The organism is Sphaerisporangium sp. NPDC049457 (genome assembly GCF_055586705.1).
The window spans coordinates 107,795-122,861 of record NZ_JBVJHR010000021.1 but is presented as its reverse complement, the minus strand read 5'-3'; the positions used below and the strand labels follow the sequence as shown (position 1 = coordinate 122,861).

12 protein-coding genes are annotated in these 15,067 nt (G+C 70.3%); 3 read left to right on the top strand and 9 right to left on the bottom strand.

Annotation, left to right across the window (positions count from 1 at the left end; translation table 11 throughout):
- Position 1: 1 nt before the first annotated feature.
- The 5 genes from alaS to ACZ6QO_RS29650 form a co-directional block, all read right to left on the bottom strand.
- Complete coding sequence (gene alaS / locus ACZ6QO_RS29670; protein WP_465855364.1) at positions 2-2,674, bottom strand: alanine--tRNA ligase; 2,673 nt, start codon at positions 2,672-2,674, stop codon at positions 2-4.
- A 1-nt stretch (position 2,675) separates the two neighbouring features.
- Complete coding sequence (locus ACZ6QO_RS29665) at positions 2,676-2,939, bottom strand: hypothetical protein (protein ID WP_465855363.1); 264 nt, start codon at positions 2,937-2,939, stop codon at positions 2,676-2,678.
- Positions 2,927-3,319 carry a DUF948 domain-containing protein gene (locus tag ACZ6QO_RS29660; RefSeq protein ID WP_465855361.1) on the bottom strand — a complete coding sequence of 131 codons (393 nt, stop codon included), beginning with the start codon at positions 3,317-3,319 and terminating at the stop codon, positions 2,927-2,929. Before ACZ6QO_RS29660 ends, ACZ6QO_RS29665 begins: the two co-directional genes overlap by 13 nt.
- Before the next feature lie 146 nt (positions 3,320-3,465).
- On the bottom strand, positions 3,466-4,782 hold the full coding sequence (locus tag ACZ6QO_RS29655) for a replication-associated recombination protein A (protein WP_465855359.1): 1,317 nt from the start codon (positions 4,780-4,782) through the stop codon (positions 3,466-3,468).
- Between the two features lie 53 nt (positions 4,783-4,835).
- Positions 4,836-5,297 (bottom strand): DUF2231 domain-containing protein, encoded by a 462-nt coding sequence (locus tag ACZ6QO_RS29650; protein WP_465855357.1) that lies wholly within the window; start codon positions 5,295-5,297, stop codon positions 4,836-4,838.
- A 293-nt stretch (positions 5,298-5,590) separates the two neighbouring features.
- On the opposite strand from ACZ6QO_RS29650, the gene ACZ6QO_RS29645 reads away from it, so the two are divergent.
- Positions 5,591-6,511, top strand: a complete 921-nt coding sequence (locus tag ACZ6QO_RS29645) for a peptidylprolyl isomerase (RefSeq protein WP_465855355.1) — start codon at positions 5,591-5,593, stop codon at positions 6,509-6,511.
- 99 nt (positions 6,512-6,610) lie between these two features.
- Here ACZ6QO_RS29645 and aspS read toward each other — a convergent pair whose 3' ends face one another.
- The 3 genes from aspS to ACZ6QO_RS29630 are packed head-to-tail and all read right to left on the bottom strand — an operon-like array spanning position 6,611 to position 10,329.
- Positions 6,611-8,389, bottom strand: coding sequence for an aspartate--tRNA ligase (gene aspS / locus ACZ6QO_RS29640; RefSeq protein WP_465855353.1), 1,779 nt, complete (start codon positions 8,387-8,389; stop codon positions 6,611-6,613).
- The gene (gene hisS, locus ACZ6QO_RS29635; RefSeq protein ID WP_465855351.1) at positions 8,386-9,645 is read right to left on the bottom strand and encodes a histidine--tRNA ligase; all 1,260 of its coding nucleotides are present in this window, start codon (positions 9,643-9,645) and stop codon (positions 8,386-8,388) included. Before hisS ends, aspS begins: the two co-directional genes overlap by 4 nt.
- Positions 9,646-10,329 carry an MBL fold metallo-hydrolase gene (locus ACZ6QO_RS29630; protein ID WP_465855349.1) on the bottom strand — a complete coding sequence of 228 codons (684 nt, stop codon included), beginning with the start codon at positions 10,327-10,329 and terminating at the stop codon, positions 9,646-9,648.
- 192 nt (positions 10,330-10,521) lie between these two features.
- Here ACZ6QO_RS29630 and ACZ6QO_RS29625 point away from each other — a divergent pair, with 192 nt between their 5' ends.
- Together ACZ6QO_RS29625 and ACZ6QO_RS29620 are read left to right on the top strand one after the other, a co-directional pair.
- On the top strand, positions 10,522-11,394 hold the full coding sequence (locus tag ACZ6QO_RS29625) for a peptidylprolyl isomerase (protein ID WP_465855347.1): 873 nt from the start codon (positions 10,522-10,524) through the stop codon (positions 11,392-11,394).
- 59 nt (positions 11,395-11,453) lie between these two features.
- Complete coding sequence (locus ACZ6QO_RS29620) at positions 11,454-12,683, top strand: DUF349 domain-containing protein (protein WP_465855345.1); 1,230 nt, start codon at positions 11,454-11,456, stop codon at positions 12,681-12,683.
- A 165-nt stretch (positions 12,684-12,848) separates the two neighbouring features.
- Here the strand turns inward: ACZ6QO_RS29620 and ACZ6QO_RS29615 are convergent, their stop codons facing one another.
- Positions 12,849-15,035, bottom strand: coding sequence for a RelA/SpoT family protein (locus tag ACZ6QO_RS29615; protein WP_465855343.1), 2,187 nt, complete (start codon positions 15,033-15,035; stop codon positions 12,849-12,851).
- Positions 15,036-15,067 lie beyond the last annotated feature (32 nt).

Below are 15,067 nucleotides of genomic sequence, written 5' to 3'. Positions count from 1 at the left end.
CTCAGGACAGGGTCTCCTGGATCGCGTGTTCGACGGCGCCGAGCGCGTCGCCGATCGCCTCCGGACGGGCGCCGCCGCCCTGTGCGACGTCATCCTTACCGCCACCGCCACCCCCAAGTGCCTTGGCGGCGACGCCGACCAGTCGCCCGGCCTTGAGCCCCCGGGAGCGCCCCGCATCGTTCACAGCGGCGACCACGACCGGCCGGTCGGCGGGAACACCGGCGATCACGATCATCGCAGCGCGGTCACCGGGGAACCGGCCGCGCACGTCTAGGGCGAGTTTACGCAGGTCATCGGCCGAAGTTCCGTCAGGCGCGCGGTGGGTCACCACCGAGACGCCGCCGATGTCGCGAGCGGAGGCGGCCAGCTCGCCGGCCACCGCGAGCACCTGGGCCGAGCGAAGCTTCTCAAGGTCGCGCTCGGCGGCGCGCAGGCGGGTGACGATGCCCTCGATGCGCTCGGGCAGCTCTTCGCGGCGCGCCTTGAGCTGCTCGCTGATCTGGGCGACCAGGACGCTCTCGCGGGCCAGGAAGCGGAAGGCGTCGATGCCGACCAGGGCCTCGACCCGGCGCACGCCGGCGCCGATCGACGCCTCGCCGAGCACCTTGACCAGGCCGAGCTGGCCCGAGCTGGCGACGTGGGTGCCGCCGCACAGCTCACGCGAGTAGTCGCCGACCTCGACGATGCGGACCTCGTCGCCGTACTTCTCGCCGAACAGCGCCAGCGCGCCCATCGAACGGGCCTCGCTGAGCGAGGTGTGGTAGGCGTGGACCTTCAGGTCGTTGATCAGGATGGCGTTGACCTCGTCCTCGACGTCGCGCAGCACGCTCGGCGGGACGGCGCCGCCCGCGGTGAAGTCGAAGCGGAAACGCCCCGGGGAGTTCTCGGAGCCGGCCTGCGCCGCGCTCTCGCCGAGCGCGTTGCGGAACCCGCGGTGCACCAGGTGGGTCGCGGTGTGGCTGCGCGAGATGGCCCTGCGCCGCTCGATGTCGATCTCGGCGTGCACCTGGTCGCCCACGCGGATCTCGCCGTCGCGGACCTTGCCGCGGTGCACGACCAGGCCGGCGAACGGGGACTGCACGTCGACGACGTCCACGTGCGCGCCGCCGGTGCCGATCACGCCCTGGTCGGAGAGCTGGCCGCCGCCCTCGGCGTAGAAGGGCGTGCGGTCGAGGACGACCTCGACGGTGGTGCCCGCGCCGGCCGCCTGCACCGAGGCGCCGTCGACGAGCACGCCGATGACCGTCGCCTCGGCGGTGGTCAGGTCGTAGCCGAGGAAGTCGACCTTGCCCGCGCGGTCGAGCAGCTCGCCGAGCACCGAGATGTCGGCGTTGCCGGTCTTCTTGGCCGCGGAGTCGGCCTTGGCGCGGTCGCGCTGCTCGTTCATCAGGCGGCGGAAGCCGTCTTCGTCGACCTGCAGGCCCTGCTCTGAGGCCATCTCCAGCGTCAGGTCGATGGGGAAGCCGTAGGTGTCGTGCAGCTGGAAGGCCTGGCTGCCGGCCAGGACGGCGGTGCCCTTGCGCTTGGTCTCCTCCACCGCGGCGTCGAAGATGGCGGTGCCGGTGCGCAGGGTGCCGAGGAAGGAGGTCTCCTCGGCGTCGATCACGGTGTGGATGTGCGCGGCGTCGCTCTTGAGCTCGGGATACTGCTGGCCCATGGCCTCGATCGTGGTCGAGGTGAGCTCGTGCATGTAGCGCTCTTCGCCCGCGCCGAGCAGGCGCAGGTTGCGGATCGCGCGGCGCAGCATGCGGCGCAGCACATACCCGCGGCCCTCGTTGGAGGGGATCACGCCGTCGCCGACGAGCATGACGCCGGCGCGCAGGTGGTCGGCGATGACGCGCAGCGAGACGTCGGCCCGGGTGTTGCGGCCGTAGCGGGACTTGGTGAGCTCGGCCGCCCGGTCGAGGATCTTGTAGGTGGTGTCGATCTCGTAGATGTTGTCGACGCCCTGGAGGATGGCCGCCATGCGCTCAAGGCCCATGCCGGTGTCGACGCTCTTGGCGGGCAGCTCGCCGGCGACGTCGAAGTCGATCTTGCTGCGAACCGCGCTGAGCTGGAACTGCATGAAGACGTTGTTCCAGACCTCCAGGTAGCGGTTCTCGTCGGCGACCGGGCCGCCTTCCCTGCCGTAGTCGGCGCCGCGGTCGTAGTAGATCTCGGAGCAGGGGCCGCCGGGGCCGGGCACGCCCATGTGCCAGTAGTTGTCGGCAAGGCCGCGGCGCTGGATGCGCTCGGTGGGGATGCCGACCTTGTTGTGCCAGATGTCGAAGGCCTCGTCGTCGTCGTGGTAGACGGTGACCCAGAGGAGCCCCTCGGGGAAGCCGAAGCCGCCCTCGGACTCGGGACGGGTCAGCAGCTCCCAGGCGTACGGGAGGGCCTGCTCCTTGAAGTAGTCGCCGAAGGAGAAGTTGCCGAGCATCTGGAAGAAGCTGGCGTGCCGGGTGGTCCTGCCCACCTCGTCGATGTCGAGCGTGCGCACGACCTTCTGGGCGCTGGCCGCCCGAGGGTACGGCGGCTTCTTCTGGCCGAGGAAGTAGGGCTTGAAGGGCACCATGCCCGCGTTGACCAGCAGCAGCGTCGGGTCCTCGGCGACAAGGCTGGCCGAGGGCACGACAGTGTGACCGCGCTCCTCGAAGAAGCGCAGGAAGCGGCGGGCGATCTCTGCCGACTCCATCTCAGCGGCCATCCTTTACGTCGTTTTCGTGAGTTTCTTCAACAGTGTCGATGCCGTACCGCGCGCGCAACTCGGTTTCCCTGCCGGCCGACAGGCGCCGGACCTCGCCTGCGAACAGGCGCGCCTCCGCGGCGAGATCCATGGCGCGGTCGGCCGTACGGCGCGCGACGTGGTCGGGCTTCAACGCTTGCAGCTTACGCATCACCCAGAGCGCGATGTACGCGCCCAGGGCCATGTAGAACAGCCGGCGGATCACGAGCGCCACCGCCTGCCGCCCGCGGGCAGCGCCGGGCGCTCGCGGCGGCCGGCGAAGGCGCCGCGCACGGCGTGCAGCAGCGCCGCGACCTTGATGAGCGGCCTGGCCAGCAGCGAGGACAGAATGCCGGTGATCTTGGCCATGTTGCCGCTGACCTGCTTCATGTCGACCGCGATGGCCTCGACGGCGACCAGCCGGCTGTTGGTCTCGGAGACCGTGACGCTGACGTCGTCCAGCAGCGGGACGACGCGTTCGCTCAGGTCGGCGACCATCTTGGTGGTCTCGGTGAGCAGCCGGGCCAGCTTCACCAGCACCACTGCCATGAAGCACACCAGGATCGCCCAGAACATGGCGACGATGAGGCCGGCGACCTCTCCGGCGGTAAGCATGTCGACGTGTCCCCTCGTAGGTGGCCTACGGATGTTCGACCCGGCTGGGGCGATGGAATGGGGGAAACCCTATCGCGCCCCGGCGCGGTGCCCGCGCTGAGCGCGCCAGTCTGTGGACGACGGCCGGCCTGTGGACGGCGGGGCGGTCAGCGGGAGCCGCGCAGGAACTCGCGGATCTTGACCCACCGGTCGGCGAAGTGCGCCTCGGCGCCGTGGCGGGTCGGCTCGTAGTAGCGGCGGCCGCGGACCTCCTCTGGCGCGTAGTCCTGCCGGACCAGGCCGTGCTCGAAGTCGTGCGGGTACTGGTAGCCCTTGCCGTGCCCGAGCTTGGCCGCGCCCGGGTAGTGGGCGTCGCGCAGGTGGCCGGGCACCTGGCCGATCAGCCCCTTGCGCACGTCGTCGGAGGCGGCGCCGATGGCCTTGACGACGGCGTTGGACTTGGGGGCCAGCGCGCAGTGGATGACCGCCTGCGCCAGGTTGATGCGGCCCTCGGGCAGGCCGATCATCTGCACGGCCTGGGCGGCGGCGACCGCGACCTGCAGGCACGTGGGGTCGGCCATGCCGACGTCCTCGGAGGCGAAGATCATGATGCGGCGGGCCAGGAACCGCGGGTCCTCCCCCGCCTCGATCATGCGGGCGAGATAGTGCAGGGCCGCGTCGGCGTCCGAGCCGCGCATGCTCTTGATGAAGGCGCTGATGACGTCGTAGTGCTGGTCGCCCTGCCGGTCGTAGCGCACGGCGGCCTTGTCGACGGCCTTCTCGACGGTCTCGACCGTGATCTCGCCCTCGGGGACGAGCAGCGCCGCGGCCTCCAGGTAGGTGAGCGAGCGGCGGGCGTCTCCCCCGGCCAGGCGCACCAGGTGCTCCATGGCCTCGGGCGCCAGCGTCACCCTGCCGGACAGGCCGCGCGGATCGGTCAGCGCCCGGTCGAGGACGGCGCGGACGTCGGCCTCCGACAGCGACTCCAGCGTCAGCAGCAGCGAACGCGACAGCAGCGGGGAGATGACAGAGAAGAAGGGGTTCTCGGTGGTGGCGCCGATGAAGGTGACCCAGCGGTTCTCCACGGCGGGCAGCAGGGCGTCCTGCTGGGCCTTGTTGAAGCGGTGCACCTCGTCGACGAACAGAACCGTCTGGCGGCCGGTCATGCCGAGCTCGCGCTTGGCGTTGTCGATGGCCGCCCGGACGTCCTTGACCCCCGCCGAGACGGCCGAGACCTCCACGAAGCGGCGCTTGGTGACGCCGGCGACGACGTAGGCGAGAGTGGTCTTGCCGGTGCCCGGCGGCCCCCACAGGAACAGCGACATGGGGGCCTCGCTCTCGACCAGCCGGCGCAGCGGGGTGCCCTGGCCGAGCAGGTGACGCTGGCCGATCACCTCGTCGAGGGTGCGCGGCCGCATGCGCACCGCCAGCGGCTCCTGGCCCTTGTGGGCCTCCTCCGCCGCCGAGTCGAACAAACTCTCCACGCGTCGACACTACCGCCGGCGCGGCGGGGCCGGCGGCCGCGCGGCGGGCGGCGTCAGCGGGCCCAGACGGCCGTCGCGCCGGTGTGGCCGGCCCGCAGGACGTAGAAGCCGGCGGCGAGGGCGAGCAGCACGGTCACCACGGTCAGGACCGCGGTCGTCATCCTGCCGAACCTGCGGGAGGAGTAGACCAGCGCGAGGGAGGAGATGCCGAGGCCGAGCGTGCTGAACAGCAGCGGGTTGGCGAAGCTCTCGTGCTCCTGGATGCGCGCCCCGAGCGGGCCCTCGGGCAGGCCGCCCGCGAACATGCCGCTCAGGAAGGCCTCGCCGCTCTCCTTGGCCGCGAAGGCCGCCGCCGGGGCCGCGATAGCGAGCAGGACCACCGCCCAGGCTATGGAGGAGCGCACGCGAGGCACCGCCCCGTAGGCGATCGACCCCACGGCGAGCAGCGGGATGAGCATCACGGCGGTATGGATGATCAGGGGGTGGGCGGGCAGTCCGAGGATCTCTTCGAACATCTGTGGCTCCTGTCGATGGCTCGTCCCCTATACGGATCCGGCCGGTGCGAGGTTCCGGTGCCAGGCCGGCGGCGCGATCCCCCTCAACCGCGTACCCATGATCCCGGGTACGGCGTCAAGCCGCCATAAGAAGTTCCACTCAGCAACTTTCCTCGATGCAACCACACTGCCCGGCCGCCGGAACGCCCGATCGAGGCAGTGATGCGAACTGGGCGTTTTATACGAGCTCGACGCAAAGGCCGGTACGATTCCCGAGCACATCAAGTCATCTTTCGGCAAATGGAAGGCATACCGTGACCGACGTGGATCGCCAGACCCAGCTGGCACGGGAGCACCGCGAGCGACAGGAACAGCGCGGCAAGGACACCGGCAAGTCCAGGCGTAACACGGTCATCGGCGCCGTCCTGGGAGTGGTGCTCGTGGCCGGCGGCATCATCGCCGCCATCACGCTCATGGGGAACCAGGGAGACGGCGAGCCGACCGCGGCGGCCGACCCCACCGACTCTCCCTCCGCCTCGGCCTCGGCGGAGGCCTCCGCCCCGGCCGTCCTGCCGAGCACGAGCGCCGCCCCCTCCGGCATCACCTGCGAGTACCGCAAGGACGACAGCGGTTCGCCGGCCAAGAAGGTGGGCACGCCGCCCGCCAAGCCGGACACCCGGGGCAAGAACATGGTGATCACCACCAACCAGGGGACGATCGTCATCCAGCTGGCCACCGCGCAGGCGCCCTGCACGGTGAACTCCTTCGAGTTCCTGGCCAAGAAGAACTTCTTCGACAACACGCGCTGCCACCGCCTCGCGACGGTGGACACGGTGGGCCTCGGCATGCTGCAGTGCGGCGACCCGCTGGCCAAGGCCGACGGCAAGCACGCCACCGACGGCACGGGCGGCCCCGGCTACCTGTTCGGCGACGAGAACCTCGGCGGCATCCCGCTCGGCAGGGGGACCGTCGCGATGGCGCAGTCCTCCGAGGACGCCAACTCCAACGGCAGCCAGTTCTTCATCTCCTTCTCGGACGAGAACACCCAGCTGACCGCCTCGGGCGCCGCCTTCACCCCGTTCGGCGTGATCACCAAGGGCATGGACATCGTCGACAAGATCGCCAAGGGTGGCATCATCCCCTTCAACGGCGACCCCATGGCCGACGTCCGCGGCGAGGGCTCCAACGCCCCCAAGCTCCCGGTGATCATCAAGGACCTGAAGATCACCCGCTAGCGGAACCCCCCGCAGACGCGAGAGAGCCCCGGCGCGCACCGCGCGCCGGGGCTCTCTCGCGTCAGGGCCCGGACCTGCCGGCCCGGGCCCTGCGCCGGCTCACCCGGTGGCCTTGCGCGCCTCCGTGGCGGCCGCAGGAGCCCGTCCGGCGTCCACCCCGGCCTCCTTGCGCTGCTCGGGGGTGATGGGCGTGGGAGCGGCCGTCAGAGGGTCGAACCCGGAGGCGGTCTTCGGGAAGGCGATCACGTCGCGGATGGAGTCGCCGCCGGACAGCAGCATGCAGATGCGGTCCCAGCCGTAGGCGATGCCGCCGTGCGGAGGCGGGCCGTACTTGAACGCCTCCAGCAGGAAGCCGAACTTGCTCTCGGCCTCCTCCTTGGAGATGCCGAGCACCTCGAACACCCGCTGCTGCATCTCGGCCCGATGGATACGGATCGAGCCGCCGCCGATCTCCATGCCGTTGCAGACCATGTCGTAGGCGTACGCCAGGGCCTCGCCCGGACGCTCCTGGAAGGTGTCGGCCCACTCGGGCTTGGGGCCGGTGAACGGGTGGTGCACCGCCGTCCAGCCCGTCTGGCGGCCCACCTCGTCCAGCACCGGCTCGAACATCGGCGCGTCGACGACCCACAGGAAGCTCCACTGGGACTCGTCGATCAGCCCGCAGCGCCGCCCGATCTCAAGGCGGGCCGCGCCGAGCAGGTCACGCGAGGAGTGCTGGGGGCCGGCGGCGAAGAACACCGCGTCCCCGGCCGAGGCGCCGACGGCCTCTGCGAGCCCCTCGCGCTCCTGGTCCGACAGGTTCTTGGCGACCGGGCCGCCGAGCTGGCCGTCCGGCTGCACCAGCACGTAGGCGAGGCCCCTGGCCCCGCGCGCCTTGGCCCAGTCCTGCCAGGCGTCCAGCTCCTTGCGGGTCTGGGAGGCGCCCCCGGGCATGACGACCGCGCCGACGTAGGGCGCCTGGAAGACCCGGAAGGTCGTGTCGGCGAAGTAGCCGGTCATCTCGACCAGCTCGCAGCCGAACCGCAGGTCGGGCTTGTCGGAGCCGAAGCGGGCCATCGCGTCGGCATAGGTCAGCCGGGGAAGCGGCGTGGGCAGCTCGTAGCCGACCGTCTCCTTCCAGATGCGCCCGATGAGCGCCTCGCCGAGGGCGATGACGTCGTCCTGGTCCACGAAGGACATCTCGACGTCGATCTGGGTGAACTCCGGCTGCCGGTCGGCGCGCAGGTCCTCGTCGCGGAAGCAGCGGGCGAGCTGGTAGTAGCGCTCGAGGCCGCCGACCATGAGTAGCTGCTTGAACAGCTGCGGCGACTGCGGCAGGGCGTACCAGCTGCCCGGCTGGAGCCGCACCGGCACCAAAAAGTCGCGGGCGCCCTCGGGGGTGGAGCGGGTGAGGTCGGGGGTCTCGACGTACAGGAAGCCGTGCTCGCGCATGACCTCGTGGGCCAGGTAGGTGGCCGTGGAACGCACGCGCAGCGCGTTCGCGACCTGCTGGCGGCGCATGTCGAGGTAGCGGTACTTCAGCCGCGCCTCCTCGGAGACGCCGCCGACGCCCTCGATCGGGAACGGCAGCGGCGCGGACTCGCTGAGCACCTCGACCTCGGAGGCCACGACCTCGATCGCGCCGGTCGGCAGCTCGGGGTTCTCGTTGCCCTCAGGGCGGACGCGGACCTCTCCGGCGATCCTGACGCAGTACTCCGAGCGGAGGTCGTGCGCGTGGTCCTCCTCGCGGAAGACGACCTGCGCCGAACCGGACGCGTCGCGCAGGTCGATGAAGACCACGCCGCCGTGGTCACGGCGTCGTGCCACCCAGCCGGCCAGCGTCACCTGCTGGCCGGCGTGCTCCTCGCGCAGCGATCCGGCGGTGTGCGTGCGGATCATTTGGTCAGTTTCTCCTTCAGAGTCGAGACGATCTCGCCGAGTGGCACGGCGGTCTGGTCGCCACTTGCCAGGTCCTTCAGTTGTACGGCTCCCGCCTCGAGATCTCGTTCGCCGAGGATCAGGGCATAGCGGGCGCCGCTGCGGTCGGCGGCCTTCATGGCGCCCTTGACGCCCCGGCCGCCGAAGGACATGTCCGCTGAGAGCCCCGCCCGGCGCAGCTCGCCGACCAGGGGGAAGATCCGCCGCCGGGCCTCCTCGCCCAGGGGGATGGCGAAGACGTCGATGTGCGTGGCCCGCTCGGTGAGCAGGCCTTCGGCCTCCATCGCGAGGACCGTGCGGTCGACCCCGAGCGCCCATCCGACGCTGGGCAGAGCAGGCCCGCCGATCATCTCGCTGAGGCCGTCGTAGCGTCCGCCCCCGCCGACCGCCGACTGGGCTCCGAGGCCGTCGTGCAGGAACTCGAAGGTCGTCCGCGTGTAGTAGTCGAGCCCGCGGACGAGCCGGGGGTCGTCGGTGTAGGCCAGGCCGGCGCTGGTGAGCAGGCCGCGGACCTCCTCGTGGTAGGCCTTGCAGGCCCCGCAGAGGTGGTCGGTGACCAGGGGCGCGTTCACGAGCTGCGCCTGGACCTCGGGGCGCTTGTCGTCCAGGACGCGCAACGGGTTGATCTCGATGCGCCGGCGGGTGGCCTCGTCCAGGTCGAGCCCGCGCAGGAAGTCCTGCAGAGCCGCACGGTAGGCGGGCCGGCATTCCTTGCAGCCGAGCGAGTTGACCAGCAGCCGCACCTGCCGCAGGCCCAGCGAGGCGTACCCGTCGGCGGCCAGCATGATCAGCTCGGCGTCCAGCGCGGGGTCCTCGGAGCCGAGCGCCTCGGCGCCGACCTGCGAGAAGTGCCGGTAGCGGCCCGCCTGCGCCTTCTCGTAGCGGAAGTAGCTGCCCGAGTACCAGAGCTTGATCGGCAGCGCTCCGCCGTACAGGCCGTGTTCGAGGACGGCGCGCATGACGCTCGCCGTGCCCTCGGGGCGCAGCGTCAGAGACTGACCGCCCTTGCTCTGGAAGGTGTACATCTCTTTGGTCACGATGTCGGTCGACTCGCCGACCCCGCGCGCGAACAGCCCGGTCTCCTCGAAGGCCGGAGTCTCTATGTAGCCGTAGCCCGCGCGGCGCGCGGGCGCCGACAGCGCGTCGCGCACGATGAGCGCCCACTCTGAGCGCGGCGGCATCCAGTCGAAGGTGCCCTTGGGCGCCTGAAAGCTCATTTACAGTCCCCTGGTTGGTCCCGCGAACGGCGCCGCCTCGGCGAGGTACGGGTTCGTCGCGCGTTCGCGGCCGATCGTCGTCTGTGGTCCGTGACCGGGCAGCACCGTCGTGTCGTCCGGAAGCGTCAGGCAGACGCCGCCGAGACTGCGCAAGATGGTCTGGTAGTCACCGCCCGGGAGGTCGGTGCGCCCGATGGAGCCGGCGAACAGCAGGTCTCCTGAGAACATCACACGCTCCTCGGGAAGCCTGAACGTCACCGACCCCCTGGTATGCCCGGGCGCGTGGTCGACGGTGATGGCCATGCCGGCGATTTCGAGCACCGCGCCGTCCGACAGCTCGCGCACGTCGTCCGGCTCGGTGAACTTCAGCCCGCCGAAGAGCTGCTGGCGGGCCATGAGCGAAAGGCCCTTGCCGGGGTCGCTCAGCAGTTCACGATCTTCGGGGTGGATCCAGGCGGGCACGTCCCTCGCTCCGCAGACCGGGGCGACCGACCACACGTGATCGATGTGACCGTGCGTCAGCAGCACGGCGACCGGCTTGAGCCGGTGCTCGCGCAGCATGTCGTCCAGGCCGGCGACAACGTCCTGACCTGGGTCGACGATCACGCACTCCTCTCCCGCGGCGGGCGCGACCACGTAGCAGTTGGCCTGGAACGAGCCTGCGGGAAAGCCGTCGATGAGCACGGAAGCGGTCCTCGGTGTGATCGATCTCGTCAAGGAAAGCGGATGGGAATGTAACCGAAGGGTACCGGTGCGGGTCGCCGGGCTGCGAACCATTACCCGTGGGCCGATACGATTCGCCCACTCCATAAAGGTGGCGGTCGTCCAGTGAGGCGACCAAACAGGATCAACTCGGACAGTCGGGAGGGCACAGCGGTGGCGACCGGCAAGGACCGTCAAAAGCAGCTGGCACGAGAGCATTACGAACGGCAGATGCAGCGGCGCGCCGAACGGCAGGCCCAGCAGAAGAAGGTGGCGGTCATCGCCACGAGCGTGGGCGTTCTCGTGGTGGTGGGCGGCATCTTCGCGGCCGTGGCGCTGATCGGAGGCAACGGCTCCGATCCTCAGGCCTCGGCGGCGACACCCTCGGCCGAGGCGTCGGCCTCCGCGCCGCCCTCCGCGGCGGCGGGGCCCAAACCGTACGACGCCGCCACCAACACCTGCGACTACGTCGCCGAGACCGGCGGCGGACCGGCTAAGAACGTCGGCATGCCGCCGGCCAAGCCGGACAAGGCGCCCAAGACGATGACCATCAGCACCAACCATGGCGACCTGGAGGTGGCCCTCGCCACCGACAAGGCGCCCTGCACGGTCAACTCGATGGCGTTCCTGGCCAAGAAGAAGTACTTCGACGGCTCCAAGTGTCACCGCATGGGGCCGGCGAGCTTCCCGATGCTGCAGTGCGGCGATCCGCTGGCCAAGGCCGACGGCAAGAACCCGACCGACGGCCAGGGCGGGCCGGGCTACCGCCTGGCCGAGGAGAACCTCTCCGGCGCCAAGTACACCCGCGGCGTGGTCGCCATGGCCAAGAGCCAGGCGCCCGGCACCACGGGCAGCCAGTTCTTCATCATCTTCGGCGACCTGCAGCTCCCCGCGGAGTACACACCATTCGGTACCGTCACAAAGGGGCTCGAAATCCTCGACGATGTGAGCAAGAAGGGCGTCCTGCCCGGCGGCATGGGCGACGGCTCGGGAGCTCCCAAGGACCCGGTCGAAATCAAACGCGTGACAATCTCTGGCAAGAGCTGACGTAATACAACCAAGGACGCGTGGCGTCCTGGAGGCTGATTCGAGTGCGGGAGGACACGGTGAGCACCGACCCGTGGGGCCGGGTAGACGACGACGGCACCGTCTACGTTCGTACGGCTGAGGGAGAACGGGCCGTCGGGTCCTGGCAGGCCGGTGAACCGGAAGAGGCCCTCGCCTACTTCCATCGCAAGTACGACGAGCTGGCGACCCAGGTGGAACTGCTGGAGCAACGGCTCCGCGGCACCGACCTGCCCCCCGCGCAGGCGGAGGCGACGATCGTCAAGCTGCGCGAGTCGATCGCCGAGGCGCACGCGGTCGGCGACCTCGGCGCCCTGGAGGGCCGCCTGGCCGCGCTGAGCGAGCTGGTCGGCAAGCGCCGCGAGGAGGTCAAGGCCGCCCGCGACCAGGCCCGCGCCCAGTCGCGGGAGATCAAAGAGCGCATCGTCGCCGAGGCCGAGCGCATCGCAGAGGACACCACCCACTGGAAGTCCGGCGGCGAGCGGCTGCGCCAGCTGGTCGAAGAGTGGAAGGCCGCCGAGCGCATCGACCGGGTGACCGAGGCGGCCCTGTGGAAGCGGCTGTCGGCGGCCCGCACGGCGTTCGCCAAGCGGCGCAAGTCCTACTTCGCCGGGCTGGACGAGCAGCGCGAGTCGGTGCGCAGCATCAAAGAACGCATCGTCGCCGAGGCCGAGCAGCTGGCCACCTCGACCGACTGGGGTGAGACGGCCTCGGCCTACCGCGAGCTCATGCGGCAGTGGAAGAGCGCCGGCCGGGCCTCGCGCGAGGCCGAGGACGAGCTGTGGACGCGTTTCAAGGCGGCCCAGGACCAGTTCTTCCAGGCCCGCTCGGCGGTGTTCGCCGAACGCGACGCCTCGCTCCGCGAGAACGCCGAGGCCAAGGAACGCATCCTGGCCGACGCCGAGCGCATCCTGCCGGTGACCGACGCCCGGTCCGCGCGCGCCGCGCTGCGCGCCGTGCTGGAGCGCTGGGAGGCCGTCGGGCCGGTCCCCCGGGAGTCCAGGGACAAGCTCGAAGGCGGGCTGCGCCGCATCGACGAGGCCGTGCGCAAGGCCGAGGAGAACGAGTGGAAGCGCTCCAACCCCGAGGCTCGCGCCAGGGCGCAGAACACCGTCGACCAGCTCCGCAGGTCCATCGACCAGCTTGAGGGACGCCTGGCCAAGGCGTCGGCCGCGGGCAAGGACAAGGACGTCAAGGAGGCGGAGGAGGCCATCGCCGCCCGCCGCTCCTGGCTTGAGGAGGCCGAGCGCACCCTCGCCGAGTTCTCCTGACCGGCGTGGGCGGGCCGTGCCCGTCCGCGGGCGGGGGTGATGGGCGCTCGGGACCAGGTCCCGGGCGCCCATCACCCGCGCCTTCCAACAGGATCGGCCCCTTGGCACAGAGAGCCCCTGCCACGTACGCGGCAGGGGCTCTCTGTCGTCGCGCGGGGCCGGGGCTCAGTTGGTGACGCGGTACACGTCGTAGACGCCCTGGATGTTGCGCACCGCCTTCAGCACGTGGCCAAGGTGCTTGGGGTCGCCCATCTCGAAGGTGAACTTGCTGACCGCCGTGCGGTCGCGGGAGGTCGTCACCGAGGCCGACAGGATGTTCACGTGCTGGTCGGACAGCGTGCGCGTGACGTCCGACAGCAGGCGCGGCCGGTCGAGGGCCTCCACCTGGATGGCCACCAGGAACACCGAGTCGTCGCCCGGCGACCAGCTCACCTCGACCAGCCGGTCGGGCTCGGCCCGCAACTGCTCGATGTTGGGGCAGTTGGTGCGGTGCACCGACACCCCGTGCCCGCGGGTCACGAACCCCACGATGTCGTCGCCCGGAACCGGCGTGCAGCAGCGCGACAGCCGCACCCACACGTCGGAGTCGCCCGCCACGATGACGCCGGCGTTGGTGCCGGTGCGCGGGCGGCCCCGCATCTTCGTCGGGACGGCCGCCTCGGCGATGTCCTCCTCGGCGGCGTCCACCCCGCCGAGGGCCTGGACGAGCTTGTCGACCACCGACTGCGCGCCTGTGTGGCCCTCTCCGACCGCCGCGTACAGCGCCGAGACATCTGGGTAGCGCAGGTCCCTGGCGAGGGCCAGGAGGCTCTCTCCGGACATCAGACGCTGCAACGGGAGGCCCTGCTTGCGCATGGCCCGGCCGATGGCCTCCTTGCCGGCCTCGATCGCCGTCTCGCGGCGCTCTTTGGAGAACCACTGGCGGATCTTGTTGCGCGCCCGGCCGCTCTTGACGAACTTCAGCCAGTCGCGGGACGGGCCGGCGTCGGGGGACTTGGAGGTGAAGATCTCGACGGCGTCGCCGTTGCTCAGCCGCGACTCCAGCGGCACCAGGCGGCCGTTCACCCGGGCGCCGATGCAGCGGTGCCCCACCTCGGTGTGCACCGCGTAGGCGAAGTCGACCGGGGTCGCCCCCTCGGGCAGCGCGATCACCTGGCCGCGCGGGGTGAAGACGAACACCTCGGACACCGACAGGTCGAACCGCAGCGACTCGAGGAACTCGCCGGGGTCTGAGGTCTCTTTCTGCCAGTCGAGGAGCTGCCGCAGCCAGGCCATGTCGCCGGCCTGCTTCACCCGCGCCCCGGCAGCGCCGGAGACGCCCATCTCTTCCTTGTACTTCCAGTGCGCCGCCACGCCGTACTCGGCGCGGTGGTGCATCGCGCGGGTGCGGATCTGCAGCTCGACCGGCTTGCCCTCGGGCCCGATGACCGTCGTGTGCAGCGACTGGTACATGTTGAACTTGGGCATCGCGATGTAATCCTTGAACCGGCCGGGCACCGGGTTCCACCGCGCGTGGATCGTTCCTAGCGCGGCGTAACAGTCGCGCACCGTGTCGACGAGCACGCGGATGCCCACCAGGTCGTAGATGTCGTCGAACGCCACCTCGCGCGCGATCATCTTCTGGTAGATCGAATAGTAGTGCTTGGGTCTGCCCTTGACCGCCGCGCGGATCTTGGCCTCCCGCAGGTCGGCCGAGACGTTCTCGATGACCTCCTGCAGGAACAGGTCGCGCCGGGGGGCGCGCTCGGACACCATGCGGGCGATCTCGTCGTACCGCTTGGGATAGAGCATGCCGAAGGCGAGATCCTCAAGCTCCCACTTGATGGTGTTCATGCCGAGCCGGTGGGCCAGCGGCGCGAAGATCTCAAGCGTCTCGCGGGCCTTCTGCTCCTGCTTGTGACGGGGCAGGTAGCGCAGGGTGCGCATGTTGTGCAGGCGGTCGGCGAGCTTGATGACCAGCACGCGGATGTCGCGGGACATCGCCACGACCATCTTGCGGACGGTCTCGGCCTGGGCCGCGTCGCCGAACTTGACCTTGTCGAGCTTGGTGACGCCGTCGACGAGCAGCGCGATGCTGTCGCCGAAGTCGGCGCTCAGCTCGTCCAGGCCGTAGGCGGTGTCCTCGACGGTGTCGTGGAGCAGCGCCGCGCACAGGGTCTCGTCGTCGGTGCCGAGCTCGGCGAGGATCGTCGCCACAGCCAGCGGGTGGGTGATGTACGGGTCGCCGCTCTTGCGCTTCTGATCACGGTGGTGGTAGGCGGCCACGTCATAGGCACGCTCGATCAGGCGGAGATCCGCCTTGGGATGCGTGGCACGAACCGTCTTGAACAGCGGTTCCAGAACCGGATTCATCGCGCCACCCCATTGCCCCCCGAACCGGGAAA